Source organism: Arthrobacter sp. Y3221114 (genome assembly GCF_059092625.1).
The window spans coordinates 477,344-503,188 of sequence record NZ_JBNHHW010000001.1 but is presented as its reverse complement, the minus strand read 5'-3'; the positions used below and the strand labels follow the sequence as shown (position 1 = coordinate 503,188).

The 25,845-nt window shown below is 69.4% G+C and carries 24 protein-coding genes; 23 read left to right on the top strand and 1 reads right to left on the bottom strand.

Going from position 1 to position 25,845, the window contains the following annotated elements; genetic code table 11:
• Window positions 1–47 precede the first annotated feature (47 nt).
• The 3 genes from aspS (at window position 48) to AC5RV3_RS02340 (ending at window position 4,011) form a co-directional block, all read left to right on the top strand.
• On the top strand, window positions 48–1,844 hold the full coding sequence (aspS, locus tag AC5RV3_RS02350) for an aspartate--tRNA ligase (protein WP_494120750.1): 1,797 nt from the start codon (window positions 48–50) through the stop codon (window positions 1,842–1,844).
• Between the two features lie 82 nt (window positions 1,845–1,926).
• Window positions 1,927–2,544 carry a GNAT family N-acetyltransferase gene (locus tag AC5RV3_RS02345; protein WP_494120749.1) on the top strand — a complete coding sequence of 206 codons (618 nt, stop codon included), beginning with the start codon at window positions 1,927–1,929 and terminating at the stop codon, window positions 2,542–2,544.
• Window positions 2,545–2,592: 48 nt separating this feature from the next.
• On the top strand, window positions 2,593–4,011 hold the full coding sequence (locus tag AC5RV3_RS02340; protein WP_494120748.1) for a replication-associated recombination protein A: 1,419 nt from the start codon (window positions 2,593–2,595) through the stop codon (window positions 4,009–4,011).
• A gap of 49 nt (window positions 4,012–4,060) precedes the next feature.
• Here AC5RV3_RS02340 and dtd read toward each other — a convergent pair whose 3' ends face one another.
• Window positions 4,061–4,513, bottom strand: a complete 453-nt coding sequence (gene dtd, locus AC5RV3_RS02335) for a D-aminoacyl-tRNA deacylase (protein WP_494120747.1) — start codon at window positions 4,511–4,513, stop codon at window positions 4,061–4,063.
• A 278-nt stretch (window positions 4,514–4,791) separates the two neighbouring features.
• On the opposite strand from dtd, the gene AC5RV3_RS02330 reads away from it, so the two are divergent.
• The 20 genes from AC5RV3_RS02330 (at window position 4,792) to pyrF (ending at window position 25,825) form a co-directional block, all read left to right on the top strand.
• The gene (locus tag AC5RV3_RS02330) at window positions 4,792–5,217 is read left to right on the top strand and encodes a hypothetical protein (RefSeq protein WP_494120746.1); all 426 of its coding nucleotides are present in this window, start codon (window positions 4,792–4,794) and stop codon (window positions 5,215–5,217) included.
• Window positions 5,218–5,513: 296 nt separating this feature from the next.
• Window positions 5,514–6,140, top strand: a complete 627-nt coding sequence (gene rpsD, locus AC5RV3_RS02325) for a 30S ribosomal protein S4 (protein ID WP_493967703.1) — start codon at window positions 5,514–5,516, stop codon at window positions 6,138–6,140.
• A 253-nt stretch (window positions 6,141–6,393) separates the two neighbouring features.
• Window positions 6,394–6,777 (top strand): DUF948 domain-containing protein, encoded by a 384-nt coding sequence (locus AC5RV3_RS02320; protein WP_494113494.1) that lies wholly within the window; start codon window positions 6,394–6,396, stop codon window positions 6,775–6,777.
• 19 nt (window positions 6,778–6,796) lie between these two features.
• Window positions 6,797–7,030, top strand: a complete 234-nt coding sequence (locus AC5RV3_RS02315; RefSeq protein ID WP_493987122.1) for a DUF6167 family protein — start codon at window positions 6,797–6,799, stop codon at window positions 7,028–7,030.
• Window positions 7,031–7,106: 76 nt separating this feature from the next.
• On the top strand, window positions 7,107–9,785 hold the full coding sequence (alaS, locus tag AC5RV3_RS02310; protein ID WP_494113495.1) for an alanine--tRNA ligase: 2,679 nt from the start codon (window positions 7,107–7,109) through the stop codon (window positions 9,783–9,785).
• Window positions 9,786–9,793: 8 nt separating this feature from the next.
• Window positions 9,794–10,366 (top strand): Holliday junction resolvase RuvX, encoded by a 573-nt coding sequence (gene ruvX / locus AC5RV3_RS02305; protein ID WP_494120745.1) that lies wholly within the window; start codon window positions 9,794–9,796, stop codon window positions 10,364–10,366.
• Window positions 10,363–11,901, top strand: a complete 1,539-nt coding sequence (gene mltG, locus AC5RV3_RS02300) for an endolytic transglycosylase MltG (RefSeq protein WP_494120744.1) — start codon at window positions 10,363–10,365, stop codon at window positions 11,899–11,901. Before ruvX ends, mltG begins: the two co-directional genes overlap by 4 nt.
• Window positions 11,898–12,812 (top strand): shikimate dehydrogenase family protein, encoded by a 915-nt coding sequence (locus tag AC5RV3_RS02295; RefSeq protein WP_494121013.1) that lies wholly within the window; start codon window positions 11,898–11,900, stop codon window positions 12,810–12,812. The genes mltG and AC5RV3_RS02295 overlap by 4 nt, the downstream gene beginning before the upstream one ends.
• Window positions 12,813–12,844: 32 nt before the next feature.
• Entirely contained in the window at window positions 12,845–14,044 is a 1,200-nt protein-coding gene (gene aroC / locus AC5RV3_RS02290; protein WP_494120743.1) for a chorismate synthase, read from the top strand.
• The gene (locus AC5RV3_RS02285) at window positions 14,044–14,586 is read left to right on the top strand and encodes a shikimate kinase (protein WP_494113499.1); all 543 of its coding nucleotides are present in this window, start codon (window positions 14,044–14,046) and stop codon (window positions 14,584–14,586) included. Before aroC ends, AC5RV3_RS02285 begins: the two co-directional genes overlap by 1 nt.
• Entirely contained in the window at window positions 14,583–15,680 is a 1,098-nt protein-coding gene (gene aroB / locus AC5RV3_RS02280) for a 3-dehydroquinate synthase (protein ID WP_494120742.1), read from the top strand. The genes AC5RV3_RS02285 and aroB overlap by 4 nt, the downstream gene beginning before the upstream one ends.
• 122 nt (window positions 15,681–15,802) lie before the next feature.
• Window positions 15,803–16,366 (top strand): elongation factor P, encoded by a 564-nt coding sequence (gene efp, locus AC5RV3_RS02275; protein ID WP_493987129.1) that lies wholly within the window; start codon window positions 15,803–15,805, stop codon window positions 16,364–16,366.
• Window positions 16,366–16,785: a transcription antitermination factor NusB gene (gene nusB, locus AC5RV3_RS02270; protein WP_493987130.1), complete on the top strand. Its 420-nt coding sequence runs from the start codon at window positions 16,366–16,368 to the stop codon at window positions 16,783–16,785. Before efp ends, nusB begins: the two co-directional genes overlap by 1 nt.
• A 234-nt stretch (window positions 16,786–17,019) precedes the next feature.
• Window positions 17,020–17,616, top strand: a complete 597-nt coding sequence (gene pyrR / locus AC5RV3_RS02265; RefSeq protein ID WP_494120741.1) for a bifunctional pyr operon transcriptional regulator/uracil phosphoribosyltransferase PyrR — start codon at window positions 17,020–17,022, stop codon at window positions 17,614–17,616.
• The gene (locus AC5RV3_RS02260; RefSeq protein WP_494120740.1) at window positions 17,613–18,617 is read left to right on the top strand and encodes an aspartate carbamoyltransferase catalytic subunit; all 1,005 of its coding nucleotides are present in this window, start codon (window positions 17,613–17,615) and stop codon (window positions 18,615–18,617) included. The genes pyrR and AC5RV3_RS02260 overlap by 4 nt, the downstream gene beginning before the upstream one ends.
• Window positions 18,614–19,942 (top strand): dihydroorotase, encoded by a 1,329-nt coding sequence (locus tag AC5RV3_RS02255; RefSeq protein ID WP_494113502.1) that lies wholly within the window; start codon window positions 18,614–18,616, stop codon window positions 19,940–19,942. The genes AC5RV3_RS02260 and AC5RV3_RS02255 overlap by 4 nt, the downstream gene beginning before the upstream one ends.
• Window position 19,943: 1 nt before the next feature.
• The gene (locus tag AC5RV3_RS02250) at window positions 19,944–20,444 is read left to right on the top strand and encodes a PH-like domain-containing protein (RefSeq protein ID WP_494120739.1); all 501 of its coding nucleotides are present in this window, start codon (window positions 19,944–19,946) and stop codon (window positions 20,442–20,444) included.
• Between the two features lie 8 nt (window positions 20,445–20,452).
• Complete coding sequence (gene carA / locus AC5RV3_RS02245) at window positions 20,453–21,658, top strand: glutamine-hydrolyzing carbamoyl-phosphate synthase small subunit (protein WP_494120738.1); 1,206 nt, start codon at window positions 20,453–20,455, stop codon at window positions 21,656–21,658.
• On the top strand, window positions 21,658–24,957 hold the full coding sequence (carB, locus tag AC5RV3_RS02240; RefSeq protein ID WP_494120737.1) for a carbamoyl-phosphate synthase large subunit: 3,300 nt from the start codon (window positions 21,658–21,660) through the stop codon (window positions 24,955–24,957). The genes carA and carB overlap by 1 nt, the downstream gene beginning before the upstream one ends.
• Complete coding sequence (gene pyrF / locus AC5RV3_RS02235) at window positions 24,950–25,825, top strand: orotidine-5'-phosphate decarboxylase (protein ID WP_494120736.1); 876 nt, start codon at window positions 24,950–24,952, stop codon at window positions 25,823–25,825. Before carB ends, pyrF begins: the two co-directional genes overlap by 8 nt.
• Window positions 25,826–25,845: the final 20 nt, after the last annotated feature.

The following is a 25,845-nucleotide window of genomic DNA, read 5'->3' as shown; positions in this document are numbered from 1 at the left end:
AGCGGGCGGCGAACAGATGAGCGAATCGTTCTACCGGAAGGACTGTTGTGCTGCGCACACACGACCTCGGCACCCTCAGGGCCGAGCACATCGGACAAACCGTTACCCTCGCCGGCTGGGTGGCCCGCCGCCGCGACCACGGTGGTGTGGCGTTCCTGGATCTGCGCGACGCCTCCGGTGTGGCGCAGGTAGTGGTCCGCGAGGAGGACGTGTTCCATTCGCTGCGCAATGAATACGTGCTGCAGATCAAGGGCACCGTGGAGAAGCGCCCGGAGGGCAATGAAAACCCGGCCCTCGCCACCGGTGAGGTGGAGGTGATGGCGGAGGACGTCGTCGTCCTCAACACCGCCGATCCGCTGCCGTTCCAGGTGGACGAGCACGTGGAGGTGGGCGAGGAAGCCCGCCTCAAGCACCGCTACCTGGACCTGCGCCGGCCGGGCCCCTCGAAGGCGCTGCGGCTGCGCTCGGAAGCCAACCGGGTGGCACGCGAGCTCCTGCACGGCGACGGATTCGTGGAGATCGAGACCCCGACCCTGACCCGCTCGACGCCGGAAGGCGCCCGCGACTTCCTGGTCCCGGCGCGCCTGGCCCCGGGGGCCTGGTATGCGCTGCCGCAGTCCCCGCAGCTGTTCAAGCAGCTGCTGCAGGTGGGCGGCTTCGAGAAGTACTACCAGATTGCCCGCTGCTACCGCGACGAGGACTTCCGGGCCGACCGCCAGCCGGAGTTCACCCAGCTGGACATCGAGGCCAGCTTCGTGGACCAGGACGACATCATCGCCCTCGGCGAGCGGATCGTGCAGGCCCTGTGGCGGCTGATCGGCGTCGAGATCACCGCGCCGATCCCGCGGATGACCTACGCCGAGGCGATGGACAAGTACGGTTCGGACAAGCCGGACCTGCGGTTCGGGCTGGAGCTGACCGAGCTGACCGAGTTGTTCAAGGACACCACGTTCCGCGTCTTCCAGGCGCCCTATGTGGGTGCCGTGGTGATGCCCGGCGGAGCCTCGCAGGCCCGCCGCACGCTGGATGCCTGGCAGGAATGGGCCAAGCAGCGCGGCGCCAAGGGCCTTGCCTACGTGCTGGTCCAGGAGGACGGCGAGCTGACCGGCCCGGTGGCCAAGAACCTCACCGACTTTGAGCGCGAGAACCTCGCGGGCACCGTGGGCGCCAACCCCGGCGACTGCATCTTCTTCGCCGCCGGCGACCGTGCAGCCTCCCGTGCGCTCCTGGGCGCGGCGCGCGTGGAGATCGGCCACCGCACCGGCCTGATCAACGAGGGCGATTGGGCGTTCGTCTGGGTGGTCGACGCGCCCATGTTCGAGCCTGCCGAAGCGGCCGTCGCCTCGGGCGACGTGGCCGTGGGCGGCGGCAAGTGGACGGCCGTGCACCACGCCTTCACCTCGCCCAAGCCGGAATTCATGGACACCTTCGACACCGACCCGGAGTCGGCCCTGTCCTACGCCTACGACATCGTCTGCAACGGCAACGAAATCGGCGGCGGATCCATCCGTATCCACCAGCGGGACCTGCAGGAACGCGTGTTCAAGGTGATGGGCCTGGACAAGGAGTCCGCGCAGACCAAGTTCGGCTTCCTGCTGGAGGGCTTCAAGTACGGCGCCCCGCCGCACGGCGGCATCGCCTTCGGCTGGGACCGCGTGGTTGCCCTGCTGGCCGGCGAGGAGTCCATCCGCGAGGTCATCGCCTTCCCGAAGACCGGCGGCGGCTACGACCCGCTGACGGCGGCGCCGGCCCCGATCACTCCGCAGCAGCGCAAGGAAGCGGGCGTCGACGCCAAGCCGCAGCCCAAGGACGCGGCCAAGGAGTCCGGGGCCAAGGCGGAGTAGCCGGGCACTTTAACCTCCCTGACGCACGACGGCGGGCGCGCACCTCTTGCGGTGCGTGCCCGCCGTGCTGTCTGCTTGGAGCATGCAGACAGCTACCGGTGCCGGCATCGCCGTCGTCCCGGCAAACCGGGCCTCCTGGGACGACCTGCAGGCGGTCTTCGGTGCCCGGGGTGAAGCGGCGCGTTGCCAATGCCAGTGGTTCCAGACGCCGGCGGCTCAATGGCGGGAGGAACTGGTCGAGGACCGGGCTCTCCGGCTCCGGGCCGAGACCCGGTGCGGTGATCCCGCGGCCGGTTCCACCAGCGGCCTGGTGGCGTACCTGGACGGCGAACCGGCGGGCTGGTGCGCGGTGGAACCCCGGACGGCCTACCGCCGCCTGCGCACCAGCAGGGTGGTGTGGGCCGGCCGCGATGAAGACCCCGACGACGGGACGGTGTGGGCTGCCGTGTGCTTCACCACCCGGGCCGGCTTCCGGCGCCGCGGCATCAGCCGGGCGTTGGCTTCCGCCGCCGCCGACTGGGCGAAGGAGAACGGCGCCCGCGCGGTCGAGGGCTACCCGCTCATCCCCAAGCCCGGGCAGCAGCTGACGTGGGGCGAACTGTACGTGGGCAGCCACAGCATCTTCAGCGCGGCGGGTTTCCGCGAGGTCACCCGCCCGACGCCCCGCCGGGCCGTGATGCGGCTCGACTTCGAGGAGTAGGAGCCGGGCGGTGCCCGGGGCGTCAGGGCGGAACGATAGCCTTGACGTGTGAGTGACTTGTTCAGTGCGGCCGCGGGCGACGATGAAGACTATGACGGCGACGGCCGGGAAACCGTGTCCGACGGCGACGCCGGATCGGGGCGGCCGCGCAGCCCGCTGGCGGTCCGGATGCGGCCGCGCACGCTGGATGACGTAGTCGGCCAGCAGCACCTGCTCCAGTCGGGATCGCCGCTGCGGCTTCTGGCCGCCGGCGGGGCGGCCACCGGACCGGCGGGGCCGTCGTCGGTGATCCTGTGGGGACCGCCCGGCACCGGCAAGACCACCCTGGCGCACGTGATCGCCCGCGGACCGGGCCGCAAGTTCGTGGAGCTCTCCGCCATCACCGCCGGCGTCAAGGACGTGCGCCGGGTGATGGACGAGGCGCTGACCGCCCGCGACCTGCACCGGATCACCACCGTGCTGTTCCTGGACGAGATCCACCGCTTCAACAAGGCGCAGCAGGACGCGCTGCTGCCCGGCGTCGAGAACCGCTGGGTGGTGCTGGTCGCCGCGACCACCGAAAACCCGTCGTTCTCCGTGGTCTCGCCGCTGCTGTCCCGCTCGCTGCTGCTGACGCTGAAGCCGTTGACCGCCGACGACATCGAGGCCCTGCTGGTGCGGGCCGTGGCGGACGAGCGCGGGCTGGCCGGGCGCGTGGCCCTGAGCGACGAGGCGCTGGAACACCTCGTGCGGCTGGCCGCCGGCGACGCGCGCCGCGGCCTGACCGCGCTGGAGGCCGCCGCGGGAGTGGCCTGGGGCGAATCCGGCGGGACGGGCGAGGACGGGGCCCCGGTCCTCGTCGAGCTCGGCCACGCCGAGCGTGCGATGGACCGCGCCGCGCTGCGCTACGACCGCGCCGGCGACCAGCACTACGACATCACCAGCGCCTTCATCAAGTCGATGCGCGGTTCCGACGTGGACGCGGCGCTGCACTACATGGCCCGGATGCTGGAGGCGGGGGAGGACCCGCGGTTCGTGGCCCGCCGGATCATCATCCATGCGTCCGAGGACGTCGGCATGGCCGACCCCACCGCGCTGCAGACGGCCGTCGCCGCCGCGCAGGCCGTGCAGCTGATCGGCATGCCCGAGGCCCGGCTGGTGCTGGCCCAGGCCGTGGTCCACATCGCCACCGCACCGAAGTCGCCGGCCTGCTACGCGGCGATCAACGCGGCCGTGGCGGACGTGCGCGCCGGCCGCGGTCAGGGAGTTCCCGTGCACCTGCGCGACTCCCACTACGCCGGTGCCAAGGGCATGGGCCACGGGAAGGGCTACATCTACTCGCACGATGCCCCGCACGGGATCGCCACCCAGCAGTACGCACCCGACGACCTCGTGGGCCGGAACTACTACGAACCGACCACCAACGGCGCGGAACGGGAAATTTCCCCCCGGGTGGACCGGCTGCGGAAGATCATCCGCGGGGAATGACGACGGCGGCGCGCGGCGACTAACGACGGCGGTGCCGGCCGTGCGCAGCTTAGTCTCGGCGCGGCTTGCCGAAGTCCTCGGTGTCCAGGCTGATGGTGAACGGGCCGGAATTCACCAGCTCCAGCTCCATCATGGCGCCGAAGACGCCGGTTTCCACCCGCGCGCCGAGCACCCGCAGCGCCGCCACGAAGTCCTCCACCAAGGGTTCGCCGGCCGCCGCCGGGGCGGCCGCCGACCAGGACGGCCGCCGGCCGCGGCGGGTATCGGCGTACAGCGTGAACTGGCTGACGACCAGCAGCGGGGCGCCTGCCGTGGCGCAGGACTGCTCGCCGTCGAGGATCCGCAGCTGCCAGGTCTTCTGCGCCAGGGCCACGGCGTCGTCCGTGGTGTCGGTGTGGGTGGCGCCGACCAGCACCACCAGTCCGGGACCGGGCAGGGCGCCCACCACGGCGCCGTCGACACTGACGCTGGCGCGGCTGGCGCGCTGCAAAATGGCTCGCATGGACCCAGCCTAGGCAAAAGCTGCCGGTCCGCACGAACGGCGGGGCCGGAAGCCGGCGACGGGTGCAACCGCGGACGCCGCACTGCACGACCTCCAAGACTCCATGGGCCATGCGGACCCGCGCACCACGCGCCGGTATGAACGGGCGCGGAACATACAACAAAAGCGCCGCCTACGCCGTCGCGAAGGCGTTGGCCTGACGGCCAAGCCTATAGAAGGGTGAACACACACAGGATGTCGCGTGTGGTGAAGCCGCGCCAGGCGTACTCTCGAGGCACGTGGGGACTCGGAAGGGGCAGAGTGCGCTCCGTGCGGTTTCCTCAACTGTAGGAGGAGCCATCAGAACCATCCGTCTCATCAAGCGCCAGGTCGTCGAGACGCCCCAGCCTGCAAAGGCCCTCTTCCTGTCTTTCCTAGGGTTCTTCCTCCTCGCCTTCGTCGTTGCATTACTCAAGGGTCCGGAATGGTTGGTGCTGCTGGTTTTCTCAGCCGCCGGACTCTCATTCTTTCTCTTTGGTCTCTGCATCTTCAGGGATCTCAATGGTGCAGCCAATGCTTGGTCCCGTATGTACAAGGAGAGCAAAGGAATACCGCAGGAAGGCTTCACCTTCGCCGATGTTCCGACGGTAAGGTTCATGGGTTTCTTCTACATGTGCGTGGGGGTCCTGTTCTTTGTAGGCATAGCACTTGAGACTTTCAGATAGCCACACGCGCCCCGGCACGCCGGTGAAGGCGGCACCGCCCGCGGACGGAGTCGACCGGGTGGCGGCAGCCCGCGGACCGTGCCCACCCGCGGCGTGCGGCAGCAACCCGAGCTGCTGCTAGAATGGTTGGCTGACTGGCAAGCCGTTCTTCAAGCGCCGTCAAACCCCGGATCGGATAAGAGGTGGGGCCAGACGCGTGCCGCGAACGGACTGTAGCTGAAGGTAGCGGTTGACCAACGCTCTCCGATACATGGAGGCCAGCAAACCATTGCACCGCACATAACTGGAAGGACATCGTGGCTAACAACACACGAGCCCGCCGCAAGGTCCGCATTTCGCGTGCCCTTGGCATTGCCCTGACGCCCAAGGCTGAGAAGTACATGGAGCGTCGTCCGTACGGCCCCGGCCAGCACGGACGCGCCCGCCGCAAGCAGGACAGTGACTACGCCGTACGTCTGCGCGAGAAGCAGCGTCTGCGTGCCCAGTACGGCATCCGCGAAGCACAGATGACCCGTGTCTTCGAGGAAGCCCGCAACACCGCCGGCCTGACCGGTGAAAACCTGATCGAGCTGCTGGAAATGCGTCTTGACGCCCTGGTGCTGCGTGCCGGCTTCGCCCGCACGATTGCCCAGGCCCGCCAGCTGGTGGTGCACCGCCACATCATGGTTGACGGCAAGCGCGTGGACCGCCCGTCCTTCCGCGTTTCCGAAGGCCAGCTGATCCACGTGCACGAGCGCTCCGAGAAGATGCCCCCGTTCCAGGTGGCAGCTGCCGGCGCTCACCGCGACGTGCTCCCCAACGTTCCGGCGTACCTGGATGTCGCTCTGGAGAAGCTGCAGGCCCGCCTGGTCCGCCGCCCCAAGCGCTCCGAGGTCCCCGTGACCTGCGAAGAGCAGCTGGTGGTCGAATACTACGCTCGCTAGGCCCGTTGTCCCGGGCGTGAAACCCCGGGACCGCACCTGCGAGATGCCGCCCCCGTGCGCGGGGGCGGCGCTGAACAGCCCGCGGCATCGGCCGCGGGCTGTTCAGTAGGTAAGGTGTTGTCAGTGGCGGGACGGTGCCTTCGTCAAGGTGCGCCCCGCCGTCGTTAGCCGGACCTAAGCAGCGGATGGCCCGCCCACGCTGCGCGCGGAACCGGAGTACGCCATTAACCAACAAATAGGAGCGTTTGAGCCCATGTCAGGTGGAGATATCGCCGGTCTGATCGCCGCGGGCGTGTTCGCGGTGCTGGTGGCCATTCTGGCCATACCGGTCTGGAAGCTCGGCAAGGTGTTTGACGAACTGCGCCAGGCAATCCGGGAAATCAGCGACGGCACCACGCCGCTGATCGGCGAAGTCACCACTACGGTGAGCACCACCAACGAACAGCTCAGGAAGGTCGACGGGATCTCCAACCACGTCTCGGACGCCTCCGCCAACGTGTCGGCGCTGACCTCGCTGGTCTCCGCGACCCTGGGCTCGCCTCTGATCAAGGTGGCCGCTTTCTCCTACGGCGTGCGCAGCGCCTTCAATGCCGCCGGCAAGGGCGCGCCCGAGGGCAAGCGCCGCCGCGGCCGCTAAACGGGAAAGAGGAACCGATATGAAGCGAATGATCTGGATGGCCGCCGGTGCGGCGATCGGCGTGCTCGCGGTGCGCAAGGTGTCCCAGACGCGTGACGCGTTGGGCCCGGCGGGACTGAACCGTGCCCTGGCGCAGGTGGCCGACTCCGTGGCCAACTTCGCCGACGCGGTCCGCGACGGCATGCAGGAACGTGAAACCGACCTGCGCCTGGCCCTCGGCATCGATTCCGCCGACGACGTCCGCAAGCGATAAGTTTTTCTACGGTCACCGAAGCCGCTGCCCGGCCCCCACAACCGTTTTGCACCCCGGAAGGTAAGACACAGGCACCATGAAATCCCATGAGATTGTCCGCCGCTGGCTCGACTTCTTCGAGAAGAAGGGCCATTCCGTGGTCCCCTCGGCGTCCCTCGTGTCGCCGGATCCCTCGCTGCTCTTCACCGTGGCCGGCATGGTGCCGTTCATCCCGTACCTGACCGCCCGCGAGACGCCGCCGTATCCGCGCGCCACCAGCGTGCAGAAGTGCATCCGCACCGCGGACATCGAAGAAGTCGGCAAGACCGTCCGGCACGGCACGTTCTTCCAGATGTGCGGCAACTTCTCGTTCGGCGACTACTTCAAGGAACGGGCCATCGCGATGGCCTGGGAACTGCTGACCAGCCCGGTGGAGCAGGGCGGCTACGGCCTGCCCCCGGAGAAGCTCTGGATCACCGTGTACGAAGAGGACGAGGAAGCACTGGCCATCTGGCGCGACCAGGTGGGCGTCCCGGCCGAGCGGATCCAGAAGTCCGGCAAGAAGGACAACTACTGGTCCACCGGCCAGCCCGGGCCGGCCGGGCCCTGCTCGGAAATCTTCTACGACCGCGGCCCGGAGTACGGGATCGAGGGCGGCCCGATCGCCGACGAGACCCGCTACATCGAAATCTGGAACCTGGTCTTCATGCAATACCAGCGCGGTGCGGGCATCGGCAAGGAAGACTTCGAGATCCTGGGCGAATTGCCGCAGAAGAACATCGACACCGGCCTGGGCATGGAACGCCTCGCGATGATCCTGCAGGGCGTGGAGAACATGTACGAGACGGACCAGGTCCGCCCCGTGCTGGACAAGGCCGCGGAGATCTCCGGCAAGGAGTACACGAGCGCCGAGTCCGACGACGACCCGCACCACGGCGACGATGTGCGCCTGCGCGTGGTGGCCGACCACATCCGCTCCGCGCTGATGCTGATTTCCGACGGCGTGACCCCCTCCAACGAGGGCCGCGGCTATGTGCTGCGCCGGCTGATCCGCCGGGCCGTGCGCGCCATGCGCCTGCTCGGCGTGGAACGCGCCTGCCTGCCGGACCTGCTGCCGGTTTCCCGGGACGCGATGAAGGGCACCTACCCGGAAGTGGCCGACGACTTCGAGCGGATCAGCCGGATCGCCTACGCCGAGGAGAAGGCGTTCCTGCGCACCATTGCCTCCGGCACCGCACGGCTTGAAGAGGCCGTGAAGGAATCCAAGGCTGCCGCGAAGCCGATCTCCGGCGAGGACGCCTTCACCCTGCACGACACCTACGGCTTCCCGATCGACCTGACCCTCGAGATGGCCGAGGAAGCCGGCCTGCAGGTGGACGAGGCCGGATTCCGGTCGCTGATGGCCGAACAGCGCCAGCGCGCCCAGGCCGATGCCCGCGGCAAGAAGCTGGGCCACGCCGACGTGACCGTCTTCCGCGAGATGCTCGCCGAAGGCGAGACCGTCTTCACCGGCTACGACGAACTCAACACCGAATCCACGGTCCGCGGCATCGTCCGCGGCGGCGAAGTGCGCGGTTTCGCCGGCCAGGGCGAGGAAATCGAACTGGTGCTGGAAGCCACCCCGTTCTACGCGGAGGCCGGCGGACAGGCCGCGGACGTCGGACTGATCACCGGTGATGGGTTCGTGGTCGAGGTGCTCGACGTGCAAAAGCCCGTCAAGGGCCTGAGCGTGCACAAGGCCGTGGTGCGCGAGGGCGAACTGCCCTCCGGTGCCAAGGTGCAGGCCGCCGTCGACGCCCAGCGCCGCCAGGCCGGCGAGCAGGCGCACACCGGCACGCACATCATCCATGCGGCCCTGCACCAAATCCTGGGCCCTGAAGCGCTGCAGCGTGGTTCCTTTAACAAGGCCGGCTACCTGCGCTTCGACTTCTCCTGGGGCGAGGGACTCTCCGACGCCGCCAAGTCGGAGGTCGAAGAGGTCTCGAACCTGGCCATCCGCAACAACTTCGAGGTCCAGACCCGCATCATGCCGCTGGCCCAGGCCCGCGAGCTGGGCGCCATGGCGCTGTTCGGCGAGGCCTACGGGGACACCGTGCGCGTGGTGGAGATCGACGGCGCGTGGTCGCGTGAGCTCTGTGGCGGAACCCACGTCGAGGCCACCTCGCAGATCGGTTCGTTGACCCTGCTGGGCGAGGCATCGGTCGGTTCGGGCAACCGGCGCGTGGAGGCCTTCGTGGGCATGGAGGCCTTCCGCCACATGGCCGCCGAGCGCGCGCTGGTGAACGAACTCTCCGAAATGCTCAAGGTGCCGGGAGCCCAGCTGCCCGAGCGGATCGCCGCCACCCTGGCCAAGCTCAAGTCCGTGGAGAAGGAGCTGGACAAGCTCCGCAAGGAACAGCTGGCCGCCTCGGCCGCCTCGCTGGTGGCCCAGGCCCAGGACGTGGCAGGAGTGCGGCTGCTGGCGCACAATGCCGGCGAACTGAGCGGCGCCGACGACCTGCGCAGTCTGGCCCTGGACCTGCGGACGCGGCTGGGCTCCGACCCGGTCACCGTGGCCATGACGGGAGTAGCCAACGGCCGGCCCCTGATCCTGGTGGCCACCAATGAGGCCGCGCGTGCCGCGGGCGTCAAGGCCGGCGCCCTGGTCAAGACCGCTGCCGGAGTACTGGGCGGCGGAGGCGGCGGCAAGGACGACGTTGCCCAGGGCGGCGGGTCCGATGCCACCAAGATCGACGAGGCACTGGCCGCCGTGACGGCCGCGGTCGCCAACCGCTAGGGCGTCCGGTGTCTGTTCCCGATTATCCGCGCGGCACCAAACTCGGTGTCGACGTCGGTGCGGTGCGCGTGGGCGTGGCCAGCTGCGATCCGGACGGGATCCTGGCCACCCCGGTGCGCACCCTGAAACGCGATGCCAAGAAAGACAGCGACGTCAGGGTCCTGGTGCGCGAGGCCGCCGAGCGGAACGCCGTGCAGGTGTTCGTCGGGCTTCCGCGGACGCTGTCGGGCGGGGACTCGGCCTCCACGGAAATGGCCCGCGGCTACGCCCGGAAGCTGGCCGCAGCCCTGGCTGTGGCGGGGTCGGCTGCCCGGGTCAACCTGATCGACGAGCGCCTGACTACCGTAGCGGCGCACCGCGGACTGCGGGAGGCTGGCATGGATACGCGTCAACATCGTAAAGTAGTTGATCAGGTAGCTGCGGTGGGTATACTGCAGCAGGCCATTGACATGCAACGGGCCCAAGGGCAGGACGTGGGGACACCTGTCGCACCGCCCGCCGGCAGCCATGTGCCGGATGCCAGCCATGAGGAGCCGACGATTTCGCACGGACATGACCGAAGCGGGGACCCCGGGACATGAGCAAGCACCCCGACGACTGGAACAACCTGCCATCCCGGCGCGCCGTGCGCGGCCGCCAGGCCGCTGACCCGCGCTTCGATGACACCGTCCCCCCGTACTGGGACGACGACGTGGTACCCGAATGGGAGGAAGCGCCCGCGGACGAGGCCTGGCCCGAGCCGCCCGCCCACCCCGCCGCAGCCGCGCCCCCGGTTCCCCCCGGGCGGGACGAACCGGCCGCCGCAGGCTGGGACGAACCGGCCGCCGGCCTCCGGGACGAACCGGCTGCCGCCGGCTGGGACGAACCGGAACCGGCCACCGTCGTCCACCAGCAGGTCCCTGCCGCGGACGGCGAAACGGAGCAGGACTGGGACGTGGCCGACGACGCCGGCGCGTACCAGGACGACGCACAGATCTACCACGACGGCCGCCTGGACTTTTTCGAGGATGAGCCGGCGTCCGGCCGGAAGGGCAAGCCCCGCAGCAAGCAGCGGGCGCGCCGCCGGCGCAACACGATCATGCTGGTCGTGTTCGCGGTCTTCGCCGCCGGTCTGGTCGGCGTGGTGCTGTTCCTGCAGAACCTGCTCGGCATGGGCGGCGGTCCCGAAGACTATGCCGGCCCCGGGGAGGGGCAGGTGACCTTCACCGTGGAACAAGGGGCCGGTCCGCTGGCGATCGCCGGTTCACTGGTGGAAAAGGACATCGTTTCCAACAGCGAAATCTTCCTGGGCGAGCTGGCCAGCCAGGCGAACGGCCGCCAGGTCCAGCCCGGCGACTACCAGATGCAGTACAAGCTGCCGGCCGCGGACGCGGCCGCCATCCTGCTCGCGGACGTGGGGGAGAAGGTTTCCTACGTTGCCATTAACCGCACCTGGCGGCAGGACGAGGTCTTCGACGCCCTGAGCAAGGGCACGAAGATCCCGGCCTCCGAGTTCGCGGAGCTGGCCAAGAATCCGCAGCAGTTCGGGTTGCCGGAGGACGCACGGAACCTTGAAGGTTACCTGTTCCCCGGAGAGTACCGCTGGCCGCTGGACGCCACCGCGGAGGACATCATCGCCGAACTGGTCGCCAACACCAAGAAGCGGCTGACCAGTGACGGCATCACCGACCCGCAGGATCAGTTCCGGGTGCTGACCATCGCCAGCATCATCGAAGCCGAGGCCGGCGAGGCCGACTACGCCAAGGTCGCCGGGGCCATCCAGAACCGGCTGAAGCCTGACAACACCGAAACGAACGGCCTGATCCAGTCCGACGCCACGGTCACGTACGGGCTGGGCCGGAAGGGCTACGACATCACGCCCGAGGAAAAGGCCGACAAGTCGAACCCGTACAACACCTACGCGCACACGGGGCTGCCGGCCGGGCCGATCAACTCGCCCGGCGGACCAGCCATCGACGCGGCCGCCAACCCGGCCGACGTGCCCTACTACTACTGGGTGACGGTCAACCTGGACACCGGCGAGACCAAGTTCGCCGAGACGCTGGCAGAGCACAACGCGTACACCAAGGAATACCAGCAGTGGTGCAGCGAGCAGGAAGAGGGCCGGTGCAGCTGACCGCCCATCCCGCGGACGGCGGGCCTGCCGGGAGGCGGCCCGCTGACCGGCAGCTCCAGGCGGCAGTGCTCGGCCATCCGATCGGCCACTCGCGGTCGCCTGCCCTGCACCGCGCCGCCTATGAGCTGATCGGCTTCGACTGCAGCTACCGGGCCATCGATGTCACGGCGGACCGCGTGCCGCAGTTCGTGCAGGGCCTGCGCGCGGAGCGGGACTGGGCCGGGCTGTCGGTGACCATGCCGCTGAAGGCCGCCATGGTAGGCCAGATGGACCGGGTCAGCGAACTCGTGGACCTGCTGGGAGTGCTCAACACCGTGGTTCCCGAGTACGACGGCGAGGGACGGGTGACGCTCTCCGGTCACAACACCGACGTGGCCGGCATCGTCGGTGCCCTGCGCCACGGCGGTGTCGCAGAAGGCGTGCCGGCAGTGATCCTCGGTGGCGGCGGCACCGCCGCAGCGGCCGCCGCCGCGCTGGCGGATCTGAAACCGTCCGAGGTGACCCTGTGCCTGCGGAACCCGGCCAGCGCCGGGAGCGTGCAAGGCATCGCCCGCCACTTCGGCCTGCCGCTGCGGGTGGCCGGGTGGGACCAGGCGGCCGCCGTGCTGCGGCGGGCCGGGACAGGCGTCTGCACGCTGCCGCCGCGCGCCGCCGATTCCCTGGCCGCGGAGCTGGCGGCGGAGGCCGGAACGGACCGGAGCGGCCGCGTGTTGCTCGACGTCGCCTACGATCCCTGGCCCAGCGAACTGGCGGCCGTCTGGCAGCGCCACGGCGGGTCGGTGGTACATGGTTTGGAAATGCTGATCTACCAGGCCGTGGAGCAGGTGCGCTTGTTCGCCGGCGATCGCTTCACCAACGCCGCCGAAGTCACAAATGTGATGTGTGACGCGGTAGGTGCACCGCGGCGCTAAACAGCCCGCCGATGCATGGCAGTATTGAATCCATGTTGCGTTGGTTAACCGCCGGTGAATCCCATGGTCCGGCCCTGGTAGGAATTATCGAAGGCGTCCCTGCCGGCGTCGAACTGACCGCAGCCGAGGTCCAGGATGCCCTGGCCCGGCGGCGTCTTGGCTACGGCCGCGGTGCCCGGATGAAGTTCGAAAAGGACGAGGTTACCCTGGTGGGCGGCGTCCGCCACGGCCTGACCCAGGGCGGTCCGGTGGCGATCGAGGTCGCCAATACCGAATGGCCCAAGTGGGAAACCGTGATGTCCGCCGATCCGGTCGATCCGGCCGCACTGGAGGACCTGGCCCGCAACGCCCCCCTTACCCGGCCGCGGCCGGGCCACGCCGACTTCACCGGCATGCAGAAGTACGGCTTCGACGAAGCCCGCCCCGTGCTGGAACGTGCCAGCGCCCGGGAGACGGCGGCGCGTGTGGCCCTGGGAACCGTGGCCACGAAATTCCTCGCCGCGCTGGGCATCCGGCTGGTCAGCCACACCACCGCGGTCGGCCGGGTCTCCGTTCCGGAAGGCCGCCCGGTGCCCGGGCCGGGTGATGTCCTGGCGCTGGACGAAGATCCGTTGCGCTGCTTCGACGCGGAGACGTCCGGGGCCATGGTGCTGGAAGTGGACCAGGCGCACAAGGACGGCGAAACCCTGGGCGGCGTGGTCGAGGTACTGGCCTACGGCCTGCCGCCGGGACTGGGCAGCTACGTGCACTGGGACCGCCGGCTGGACGCCCGCCTGGCCGCCGCCTTGATGGGGATCCAGGCGATCAAGGGCGTGGAGGTCGGCGACGGCTTCCTCACCGCTGCCCGCCGCGGATCGGAAGCCCATGACGAAATCGTCCGCGACGAGAACGGCACCATCGTGCGGGCCAGCAACCGGGCCGGCGGCATCGAGGGCGGCATGAGCATCGGGGAAACGCTGCGCGTCCGCGCGGCGATGAAGCCGATCGCGACGGTGCCCCGTGCGCTGTCCACCATCGATGTCACCACCGGAGAGCCGGCCAAGGCCCACCACCAGCGTTCGGACGTCTGCGCGGTGCCGGCGTCCGGCGTCGTCGCCGAAGCCATGGTGGCCCTGGTGCTGGCCGAGGCTGTGACCGAGAAGTTCGGCGGCGACTCCGTGAGCGAGACGGCACGCAACCTCCAGTCCTACCTGGCAGCGATCCCGGAGTCGCTGGATTCGATCGGCCGCTAGTGGCAGCCGGGCAGCCGCTCAAGCTGCGGCGCCACCTGGTCCTGATCGGCCCGATGGCGTCCGGCAAGTCGACGCTGGGCAGCCAGTTCGCCAGCCGGCACGGCCTCGCTTTCGCGGACAGCGACAAGCGGCTCGTCGAACGGCACGGGCCGATTACCGCCATCTTCACCTCGATGGGCGAGCACGCCTTCCGCGAGCTCGAGGCCCGCGAAGTGGCGGCGCTGCTCGCAGCAAACAAGCCGCCCGCCGTGGTGTCGCTGGGCGGCGGCGCCATCCTGGACACCGGCACGCAGCAGCTGCTGGCCGACTGCACCGTGGTTTTCCTGGACATCGACGTGGACACCGTGCGGCCGCGCATCATCAAGGACACCGGCCGGCCGCTGCTGGCCGGCGACCCCGTGGGCCGCTGGATCGAGACCTTCGGGCAACGCCGGCCGGTCTACGAGCGCCTGGCCGACCTGGTGCTGGACACCCGCGGCAAGACACAGCAGCAACTGCTGGCCGAACTGAGACAACTGCTGGATGAAAGGCACGAACAGTGAGCAACACCGCCGAGGCAACCACCATCCCGGTCACCGGGAACACGCCCCAGGAAGCGTACGACGTCGTCGTCGGCCACGGGCTGCTGGGCCGCCTGCCGCAGGTGCTGGGGGAGCGGGTCCGGAAGGTCCTGGTGATCCACCCTCGGGCGCTGCGTGCCACCGGCGACGCGGTGCGCGAGGACCTGGCCTCCAACGGGCTGGAGGCGCTGACCGCCGAAATTCCGGACGCCGAGGAGGGCAAGCACATCCAGGTGGCCTCGTTCTGCTGGCAGGTGCTGGGCCAGAACGACTTCACCCGCTCGGACGCCATCGTGGCCGTGGGCGGCGGGGCGGTCACCGACGTGGCCGGCTTCGTGGCCGCCACCTGGCTGCGCGGCGTCAAGGTGGTGCACATCCCCACCAGCCTGCTGGGCATGGTGGACGCCGCGGTGGGCGGCAAGACCGGCATCAACACCGCCGAGGGCAAGAACCTGGTGGGCGCGTTCCACCCGCCGGCCGCCGTGCTGGCCGACCTGGACGCGCTGCAGACACTGCCGCTCAACGAACTGGTCACCGGGCTGGCCGAAGCCGTCAAGTGCGGGTTCATCGCCGACCCGGCCATCCTGGAGGTGATCGAGGCCGATCCCAAGGCCGCGAGCACCGCCGGCACGCCGCAGTTGCGGGAGATCATCGAACGGTCCATCCGGGTCAAGGCCGCCATAGTCTCCTCCGACCTGCGCGAGTCCGGACGCCGCGAGTTCCTGAACTACGGGCACACCCTCGGCCACGCCATCGAGCTGGCCGAGCGCTACCAGATGCGCCACGGCGCGGCCGTCTCGATCGGGCTGGCCTTCGCCGCCGAGCTGTCCCGGATGGTGGGCCGGCTGGACGACGCCACCGCCGACCGGCACCAGGCGATCCTGACGTCGCTCGGACTGCCCGTTACCTACCGCCGCGACCGCTGGGCCGCGCTGCTGGACGGGATGAAGCGGGACAAGAAGGCCCGCGGGGACCTGCTGCGGTTCGTGGTGCTGGACGGCCTGGCCAAGCCCGGGATCCTGGAAGTGCCGGACACCTCGCTGCTGTTCGCCGCCTACCAGGAGATCGCCGAGTAGCCCCGGCCGCCGCGGCCGCCTTCGGGCGGCAACCCGCCAGCAGGTAGAATGTCTGCTGGACTTCGCTCCGGGCCGGGCGGACTTTCCGCCCGCGGCCCGCCATCATCGACGAAAGTGAAACTGTGGCCACAACCAACGACATCAAGAACGGCACCGTGCTGAAGCTGGACGGCCAGCTGTGGAACGTCATTGAGTTCCAGCACGTGAAGCCGGGCAAGGGCGGTGCGTTCGTGCGCACCAAGATCAAGAATGTCGTCAGCGGCAAGATCCAGGACAAGACGTTCAACGCCGGCCTGAAGATCGAAACCGCCACGGTTGACCGCCGCGATTACACCTACCTGTACAAGGACGGCGACGACTTCGTCTTCATGGACGTGCAGGACTACGACCAGGTCACCGTTCCCGGTCCCGTGGTCGGCGACGACGAGAGCTTCCTGCTGGAAAACATCAAGGTCAACATCGCCATGCACGACGGCATCCCGCTCTACATCGAGCTGCCCGCCTCCGTGGTCATGGAGATCACCTACACCGAGCCCGGCCTGCAGGGCGACCGTTCCACCGGCGGCACCAAGCCCGCCACGGTGGAGACCGGCTACCAGATCCAGGTTCCGCTGTTCCTGGAGACCGGCACCAAGGTCAAGGTCGACACCCGCACCGGCGACTACCTGGGACGAGTCAACGACTAGTGAGTGCTCCCACTTCTGCCCGCGGCAAGGCCCGCCGCAGGGCCGTCGACGTTCTCTTTGAAGCCGAGCAGCGCGGCGTGTCCGCCGCCGAGGCGCTGGCCGGGCGGGGCAAGACCGACCAGGTGATCAACCCCTACACCGCGCAGATCGTGGAGGGTGTCGCCGCGCTGCAGCCGACCATCGACGAGTTCCTGGCCACCTATGCCCAGGGCTGGACGCTGGAGCGGATGCCCGCGGTGGACCGGATCATCCTGCGGGTCGGCTCCTGGGAACTGCTCTACAACGACGACGTCCCCGACGGCGTAGCGGTCAGCGAGGCCGTGGAGCTGGCCAAGACGCTGTCGACCGACGAGTCGCCCTCCTTCGTCAACGGACTCCTGGGCCGGCTGCAGCAGCTCAAGCCCACGCTCCTGGCCTGACTCCGGTCTCACACAGTTACCATCCCCACGCGCGACGGCGGGTGCCCACTTCGGCATCCGCCGTCGCCGCGCGTTGGCTACCCCTGCCTGCGCGGGTGAGCTTGGGCACATCGTCCGCGGATCGCCGTCGCACTGCCGTCACGAACGCTGCGTGCCGACCCGGCCGTGGTAATTTTGAGGGCGCAAGCAACCTTTAAATTCCGTCCAGTGAGGCGGGGAAGGAGGCGGCAACAGATGAACACGGACTCCCCGGCGCAGCAGCCGGCATCGTCGCGCGTTGTACTTGCCGAAGCGGACATCAACCGCGCATTGACCCGTATCGCCCACGAGATCCTCGAGGCGAACAAAGGCCCCAAGGACCTTGTCCTCCTGGGCATCCCGCGCCGCGGCTACCCGCTGGCCCGGCGGCTGGCCGCCAAGATTGCCGCCGCCGACCCCTCCGTCGCCGCCGAAGAAATCATCGGTCAGCTCGACGTGACCATGTTCCGCGACGACCTGCGCCGCCATCCCACGCGTTCCCCGCTGCCCACCCGGCTGCCTGCGGACGGCATCGACGACAAGGTAGTGGTGCTGGTCGACGACGTACTCTATTCCGGGCGCACCATCCGCGCCGCCCTGGACGCCCTGGTGGATCTGGGCCGGCCGAGGATCGTACGGCTGGCCGTCCTGGTGGACCGCGGGCACCGCGAGCTGCCGATCCGCGCCGACTATGTCGGCAAGAACCTCCCCACCTCCTCCAAGGAGAAGGTCCGGGTCCGGCTGGCCGAGACCGACACCAACAACGGTGCGCCGGCCACCGACGAAGTAGTGATCGAGGACGTCAGCGCATGAAACACCTGCTCTCCACCGCCGACCTGGCCAAGCAGGACGCGGTGCAGATCCTGGACACTGCCGAGGAGATGTCAGCCGTCTCCCAGCGCGAGGTCAAGAAACTGCCCGTGCTGCGCGGCCGCACCGTGGTCAACCTCTTCTTCGAGGACTCCACCCGCACCCGCATCTCCTTCGAGGCGGCCGCCAAGCGGCTCTCGGCCGACGTCATCAACTTCGCCGCCAAGGGGTCGTCGGTCTCCAAGGGCGAATCGCTCAAGGACACCGCCCAGACCCTGGAAGCGATGGGCGCGGACGCCGTCGTCATCCGGCACTGGGCCTCCGGGGCCCCGGCACGGCTGGCCGGTTCGGGCTGGATCGACGCCGCCGTGGTGAACGCCGGCGACGGCACCCACGAACACCCCACCCAGGCGCTGCTGGACGCGTTCACCCTGCGGCGCACCTGGGCCAAACTCACGGGCATCCCGTCGACGGGGAGCGACCTGGCCGGCATGAAGGTGGCCATCGTCGGGGATATCCTGCACTCCCGGGTGGCCCGCTCCAACCTGTGGCTGCTGCGCACCCTCGGCGCCGAGGTCACCATGGTCGCCCCGCCGACGCTGCTGCCGGTGGGCAGCCGCCAGTGGCCGTGCACGATCAGCTACGACCTGGACGCCACGCTGGCCGAGGGCACGGACGCCGTCATGATGCTGCGCGTGCAGGGGGAGCGGATGAACGCCGCCTACTTCCCCTCCACCCAGGAGTATTCGCGCCGCTGGGGGTTCGACGACCGCCGCCTGGCGGCGCTGGACGCCTCCGGCCGCGCCGGCACCATCATCATGCACCCCGGCCCGATGAACCGCGGGCTGGAAATCTCATCGGCGGCAGCCGACTCGCCGCGGTCCACCGTGCTGGACCAGGTGCGCAACGGTGTCGCCGTGCGGATGGCCGCGCTCTACCTGTTGCTCTCCGGCGGCACCGAATCCGCCACCCCCGCTCCCACCGCCACCCAGGAGGCCAAGTGACCGAGTCCAGCGAAACCACCTACCTGATCCGCGGGGCTTCGCTGACCGGCGGGGAGCGTGCCGACCTGCTGCTCCGCGGCGGGACCATTGTGGAGGCGGGCACCGCCTTGGGCGCGGCCGGCGCCGTCGAAATCGACGCCGACGGGCTGATCGCGTTGCCGGGCATGGTTGACCTGCACACCCATCTGCGGGAGCCGGGCCGCGAGGACGCGGAGACGGTGGAGACCGGCACCCGGGCGGCGGCTCTGGGCGGCTTCACCGCCGTGCACGCCATGGCCAACTCGACGCCGGTTGCCGACACCGCCGGCGTGGTCGAGCAGGTGTACACGCTGGGCCGGACCGCCGGCTGGGCGGACGTCCGCCCGGTGGGCGCAGTGACCGTGGGCCTGGCCGGCGAACGGCTCGCCGAACTCGGCGCGATGGCCGACTCCCGTGCCCGGGTCCGGGTCTTCTCCGACGACGGCATCTGCGTTTCGGACCCGGTGCTGATGCGCCGCGCGCTGGAGTACGTCAAGGCGTTCGACGGCGTGATCGCCCAGCACGCCCAGGAGCCGCGGCTGACCGACGGGGCACAGATGAACGAGGGAACCGTGTCGGCGGTGCTGGGCATGACCGGATGGCCGGCCGTCGCGGAGGAGAGCATCATCGCCCGCGACGTGCTGCTGGCGCAGCACGTGGACTCCCGCCTGCACGTCTGCCACGTCTCCACGGCCGGATCGGTGGAGCTCATCCGCTGGGCCAAGGCCCGCGGGATCAAGGTCACCGCCGAGGTCACGCCGCACCACCTGTGGCTGACCGACGAACTGGTCCGCAGCTACGACCCGGTCTACAAGGTCAACCCGCCGCTGCGCACGGACGAGGACGTGCAGGCCCTGCGCGCCGGCCTGGCCGACGGGACCATCGACGTCATCGGCACCGACCACGCGCCGCACCCTTCCGAGGCGAAGGAGTGCGAATGGGCCCAGGCAGCCATGGGCATGACCGGGCTGGAAACAGCGCTGTCCGTCGTGCAGCACACCATGATCGAGTCTGGCCTGATCGGCTGGGCCGACTTCGCCCGGATCACCTCCGCCATGCCGGCGCGCATCGGCCGGCTGGCCGGGCAGGGCCAACCGCTGGCCGCCGGATCGGCCGCCAACATCACGCTGGTGGACCCCGCGGCGCGCTGGACGGTGGACCCCTCCGCCATGGCCACCAAGGGCAGGAACTCGCCGTTCGCCGGCCGGGAGCTGCCCGGGCGCGTGGTCGCCACGTTCCTCAACGGGCACCCCACCGTGCTGGACGGCGCCCTGAACACCCCGGCACGCCCGGCAGAGGAGGCCTGACATGGACCAGATCCAGGCCGGCCTGGTGATGCTCGCCGTCGCCCTCGTGCTCATGTTGCTGGTGGCCGTCGGCTGGCGCAACCGGCTCAAGCGGCAGCGGGACATCGCGCCGCTGCCGCAGGTCCCGGCGGACACCACCAACGCGACCGGCTACTACGAAGGCATGTACGTGGTCACGACGACGGCGGGGGACTGGCTGGACCGCGTCGCCGTTCACGGCCTCGGCATCCGGACCAAGGCGGCGCTGCGGACCTATCCGCACGGCGTGCTGATCGAGCGACCCGGCTCCACGGACCTCTACATTCCGGCCGAAAGCATCTCCGATGTCCGGACCGAGAGCGGCATGGTGGGCAAGTTCGTGGAGTCCGAGGGCCTGGCCGTGATCACGTGGAAGCTGGGGGAGCGCGAGGTCGACACCGCCTTCCGCACCCGGCAGGCCGCCGAGAAACAACCGCTGCTGGCGCAGCTGCAGACATACCTACCCGCCGTACAGGAAGACTAGGACACATCGTGAGCGCAGAAACAACTTACCTCTCCGCACCGGCGCTGCTGGTGCTCGAAGACGGCCGGACCTTCCGCGGCCGCAGCTACGGCGCACAGGGCACCGCGCTGGGCGAGGCGGTCTTTTCCACCGGCATGACCGGCTACCAGGAGACCATCACCGACCCGTCCTACGCCCGCCAACTGGTGGTGCAGACCGCGCCCCACATCGGCAACACCGGGGTGAACGACGACGACGCGGAATCCCGCAAGATCTGGGTGGCCGGCTACGTGGTCCGCGACCCGGCCCGCCGGCCCTCCAACTGGCGCTCCGAGCGCAGCCTGGACGACGAACTGGTCAACCAGGGCATCGTGGGCATCCAGGGCGTGGACACCCGCGCGCTGACCCGCCACCTGCGCGAACGCGGCGCGATGAAGGCCGGCATCTTCTCCGGCGACGCGGCCGCCCGGTCCGCGGCGGAGCTGCTGGCCGAGGTCAACGCGCAGCCGGCGATGGAAGGCGCCCGGCTCGCCGAAGAGGTCAGCGTCACGGAAGCCTACGTCGTCGAACCGGCCGATCACGGCTGGGAAGGGGAGTCGCGGTTCACCGTCGCCGCCCTCGACCTGGGCATCAAGGCCATGACCCCGGTCCGGTTCGCTGAGCGCGGGATCCGGGTGCACGTGCTGCCCGCGACCGCCAGCTTCGAAGATATCCAGGCCGTCTCGCCCGACGGAATGTTCATGTCCAACGGGCCCGGCGACCCGGCCACGGCCGACCGCCAGGTGCTGCTGCTGCGCAAGGTGCTCGACGCCGGCCTGCCGTTCTTCGGCATCTGCTTCGGCAACCAGATCCTGGGCCGCGCCCTGGGCTTCGGCACCTACAAATTGCGCTACGGCCATCGCGGCATCAACGTGCCGGTGATGGACCGGCGCACCGGAAAGGTCGAGATCACCTCGCAGAACCACGGTTTCGCCGTCGACGCTCCGCTGGACGGGCCCACGCTGGCCCCGGAGGAGCGCTTCGGCCGGGTCGAAGTCAGCCACGTCTGCCTGAACGACGACGTCGTCGAGGGCCTGAACTGCCTGGACATCCCCGCCTTCTCCGTCCAGTACCACCCGGAGGCCGCCGCCGGGCCACACGATGCGGCGCCCCTGTTCGACCGTTTTACCGACCTGATGAACTCCCGCCAAACCCAGACCGGGATCGCTTCCGAGACGACGAAGGAAAGCAAGTAATGCCCAAGAGAGAAGATCTGAAGTCAGTCCTGGTCATCGGTTCCGGTCCCATCGTGATCGGACAGGCGGCCGAGTTCGACTACTCCGGCACCCAGGCGCTGCGCGTGCTGAAGGAGGAGGGCCTGCGGGTCATCCTGGTCAACTCGAATCCCGCCACCATCATGACGGACCCCGAGTTCGCCGATGCCACCTACGTGGAGCCGATCACGCCGGAGGTGGTCGAAAAGATCATCGCCAAGGAGCGCCCGGACGCCCTGCTGCCCACCCTGGGCGGCCAGACGGCCCTGAACGCCGCGATAGCCCTGGACAAGAACGGCGTGCTGGACAAGTACAACGTGGAACTCATCGGCGCCAACATCGCCGCCATCGAACTCGGCGAAGACCGGGAGAAGTTCAAGGGCGTGGTGGAGCGCTGCGGCGCCGAATCCGCCAAGTCCGTGATCGTGCACTCGATGGACGAAGCCTTTGCCGCCGCCGAGGAACTGGGCTACCCGATGGTGGTGCGCCCGTCCTTCACCATGGGCGGCCTCGGCTCCGGCATGGCCTACAACGCGGAGGACCTGCGCCGGATCGCCGGCGCCGGCATCCAGTACAGCCCCACCAGCGAGGTGCTGCTCGAGGAGAGCATCCTGGGCTGGAAGGAATACGAGCTCGAGATGATGCGCGACAAGAACGACAACGTCGTCGTCGTGTGCTCGATCGAGAACTTCGACCCGGTGGGCGTGCACACCGGCGACTCCATCACCGTGGCCCCGGCCATGACGCTGACCGACCGCGAGTTCCAGAAGCTGCGCGACATCTCCATCGCGGTGATCCGCGAGGTCGGCGTCGACACCGGCGGCTGCAACATCCAGTTCGCCATCGAACCGGACACCGGCCGCGTCGTGGTGATCGAAATGAACCCGCGCGTCTCCCGGTCCTCGGCGCTGGCTTCCAAGGCCACCGGTTTCGCGATCGCCAAGATCGCCACCAAGCTGTCGCTCGGGTACACGCTGGACGAGATCCCCAACGACATCACGCAGCAGACCCCGGCCGCCTTCGAACCGACACTGGACTACGTCGTCGTCAAGGTCCCGCGTTTCGCGTTCGAGAAGTTCCCGGCCGCCGACCCGACGCTGACCACCACCATGAAGTCCGTGGGCGAGGCGATGGCCATCGGGCGCAACTTCACCGAAGCGCTGCAGAAGGCGCTGCGGTCGCTGGAGCAGAAGGGGTCGCAGCTCGAGTTCGACCCGGTCAACGACTATGACGTGCCCGAACTGCTGGCCAAGGCGAGGGTGGGTTCCACCGAGCGCCTCTCGCTGGTGCAGCGGGCGCTGCTCGGCGGTGCCACGGTCGAGCAGGTCTTCGAGGCCACCGCCATCGACCCGTGGTTCCTGGACCAGCTGCAGCTGATCAACGAAGTGGCCACCGAAATCCGCCGCGCCCCGGCGCTGACCGAGGACATCCTGCGGCTGGCCAAGCGGCACGGCTTCTCCGATGAACAGATCGGAAAGCTGAGCCACACCAGCGAGGCGGTGGTTCGCGGGGTCCGCCACGCGCTGGGGATCCGACCGGTGTTCAAGACGGTCGACACCTGCGCCGCCGAATTCGCCGCCTACACCCCGTACCACTACTCGTCCTACGACGAGGAAGACGAGGTCGAGCTGCACGCGAAGCCGTCCGTGATCATCCTCGGCTCCGGCCCCAACCGGATCGGCCAGGGCATCGAGTTCGACTACTCCTGCGTCCACGCCACCATGGCGCTGCGCAAGGCCGGGCATGAGACGGTCATGATCAACTGCAACCCGGAGACCGTCTCCACCGACTACGACATCTCCAACCGCCTGTACTTCGAGCCGCTCACGCTCGAGGACGTGCTGGAGGTCATCGCGGCGGAGGAGCGCACCGGCGGCGTGCTCGGCGTGTTCGTGCAGCTTGGCGGCCAGACGCCGCTGAAGCTGGCGCAGGCGCTGGCCGACGCCGGCATCCCTATCCTCGGCACCTCGCCGGAAGCCATCGACCTGGCCGAGCACCGCGGCGCGTTCCAGCGCGTGCTGGATTCGGCCGGCCTGATCGCCCCGAAGAACGGCACCGCCGTGTCCTTCGAGGAAGCGAAGAAGATCGCCGACGAGATCGGCTACCCCGTGCTGGTCCGCCCGTCGTACGTGCTGGGCGGTCGCGGCATGGAGATCGTCTACGACGAGGCCAACCTGTCGCGCTACATCGCTAACGCCACCGAGATCACACCGGACCACCCGGTGCTGGTGGACCGCTTCCTGGAAGACGCGATCGAGATCGACGTCGATGCCCTCTACGACGGCAAGGACCTCTACGTCGGCGGCATCATGGAGCACATCGAGGAGGCCGGGATCCACTCCGGCGACTCCGCCTGTGTGCTGCCGCCGATCACCCTGGGCGCCGACGTCCTGGACCGGGTGCGCAACGCCACCGCCGCCATCGCCGAGGGCGTGGGGGTGCGCGGCCTGATCAACATCCAGTTCGCGCTGGCCGCCGACGTGCTCTATGTGATTGAGGCCAACCCGCGCGCCTCGCGCACCGTCCCGTTCGTCTCCAAGGCCACCGGCGTGCAGCTGGCCAAGGCCGCGGCGCTGATCGGTACCGGCGTTGACATCGCCATGCTGCGCAGCGTCTACAAGGTGCTGCCGGAGACCGGTGACGGTTCCCGGCTGCCGCTGGAGGCACCGGTGGCGGTGAAGGAGGCGGTGCTTCCGTTCAGCCGGTTCCGCACGCCCGAAGGCACCGTGGTCGACTCGCTGCTCGGCCCGGAGATGCGCTCCACCGGCGAGGTCATGGGCATCGACAAGTACTTCGACACGGCCTTCGCCAAGAGCCAGGCCGCGGCCGGCAGCGCCCTGCCGACGTCCGGCAAGGTGTTCGTCTCGGTGGCCAACCGCGACAAGCGCTCCATCATCATGCCGGTCAAGCTGCTGGTGGACCTGGGCTTCGAAATCCTCTCCACCGGCGGCACGGCCGAAGTGCTGCGCCGCAACGGCATCCAGTCCACCACCGTGCGCAAGATCGCCGAAGGGCGCTCCGACGAGGGCGAGGGCACCATCGTCGACCTCATCACCGAAGGCCGCATCGGGCTGATCCTCAACACCCCGTCCGGCGGCCAGGCCCGCGGCGACGGCTACGAGATCCGCGCTGCGGCGACGTCGGTGGGAACCCCGATCATCACCACCGTGTCCGAGTTCGGTGCCGCCATCCAGGCCATCGAAGCGATGCGCCAGTACGCGTGGGACGTGACCAGCCTGCAGGAGCACGCGGAGAACCTGAAGGCCGCGTTCCATGCCTGAGCCGCACGCCCGGCCGCAGCCAGCCACCTTCGGGCAGCGGCTGCGGGCAGCGATGGAGGCCCGCGGGCCGCTGTGCGTGGGCATCGACCCGCACCCGTCGCTGCTCTCCGCCTGGGGACTGAACGACGACGCCGGAGGGCTGGAACGCTTCTCCCTCACCGTGCTGGACGCGGTGGGGGAGCAGGCTGCCGCCCTCAAGCCGCAGGTGGCGCTGTACGAACGGCACGGTTCGGCCGGCCTGGCGGTGCTCGAGAAGCTGCTGGCGGCGGCGGCCCAGGCCGGCGCCCTGACGATTGCCGACGCCAAGCGCGGCGACATCGGCTCCACCATGGCCGCCTACGCCGACGCGTGGCTGCGCGACGGCTCGGCGCTGGCGGCCGACGCCGTGACGCTCAGCCCCTACCTCGGGTACGGATCGCTGCGGCCGGCGCTGGACCTGGCGGCGGCAACCGGCCGCGGAGTGTTCGTGCTGGCGCTGACGTCCAACCCGGAGGGCGCCAGCGTGCAGCACGTCGGCGGCGCCGAGTCCGTGGCCGCCCGGATCGCGGAGGCGGCGGCGGCCGACAACGCGGAGGCCGGCCGCGCCGGCGAGCTGGGCTCCGTCGGCCTGGTGGTCGGCGCCACGGTCCGGGCCGAGGTGATGGAACGGCTCGGGCTGGACCTGGCGGCGGTCAACGGGCCGCTGCTGGCCCCCGGGCTGGGCGCACAGGGTGCCACCGGGGCGGACATCGCGGCGGCCTTCGGTTCCGCCGTCGGGAATGTCCTGGCCACCTCCAGCCGGGACATCCTCCAGGCCGGCCCGGACACCGCCGCCTTGCGCGGGGCCGCGGACCGCACCCTGGCCGGTTTGTCGGGCCTCGCGGGCTAACCGTCTGGCCTCCAGTGCCG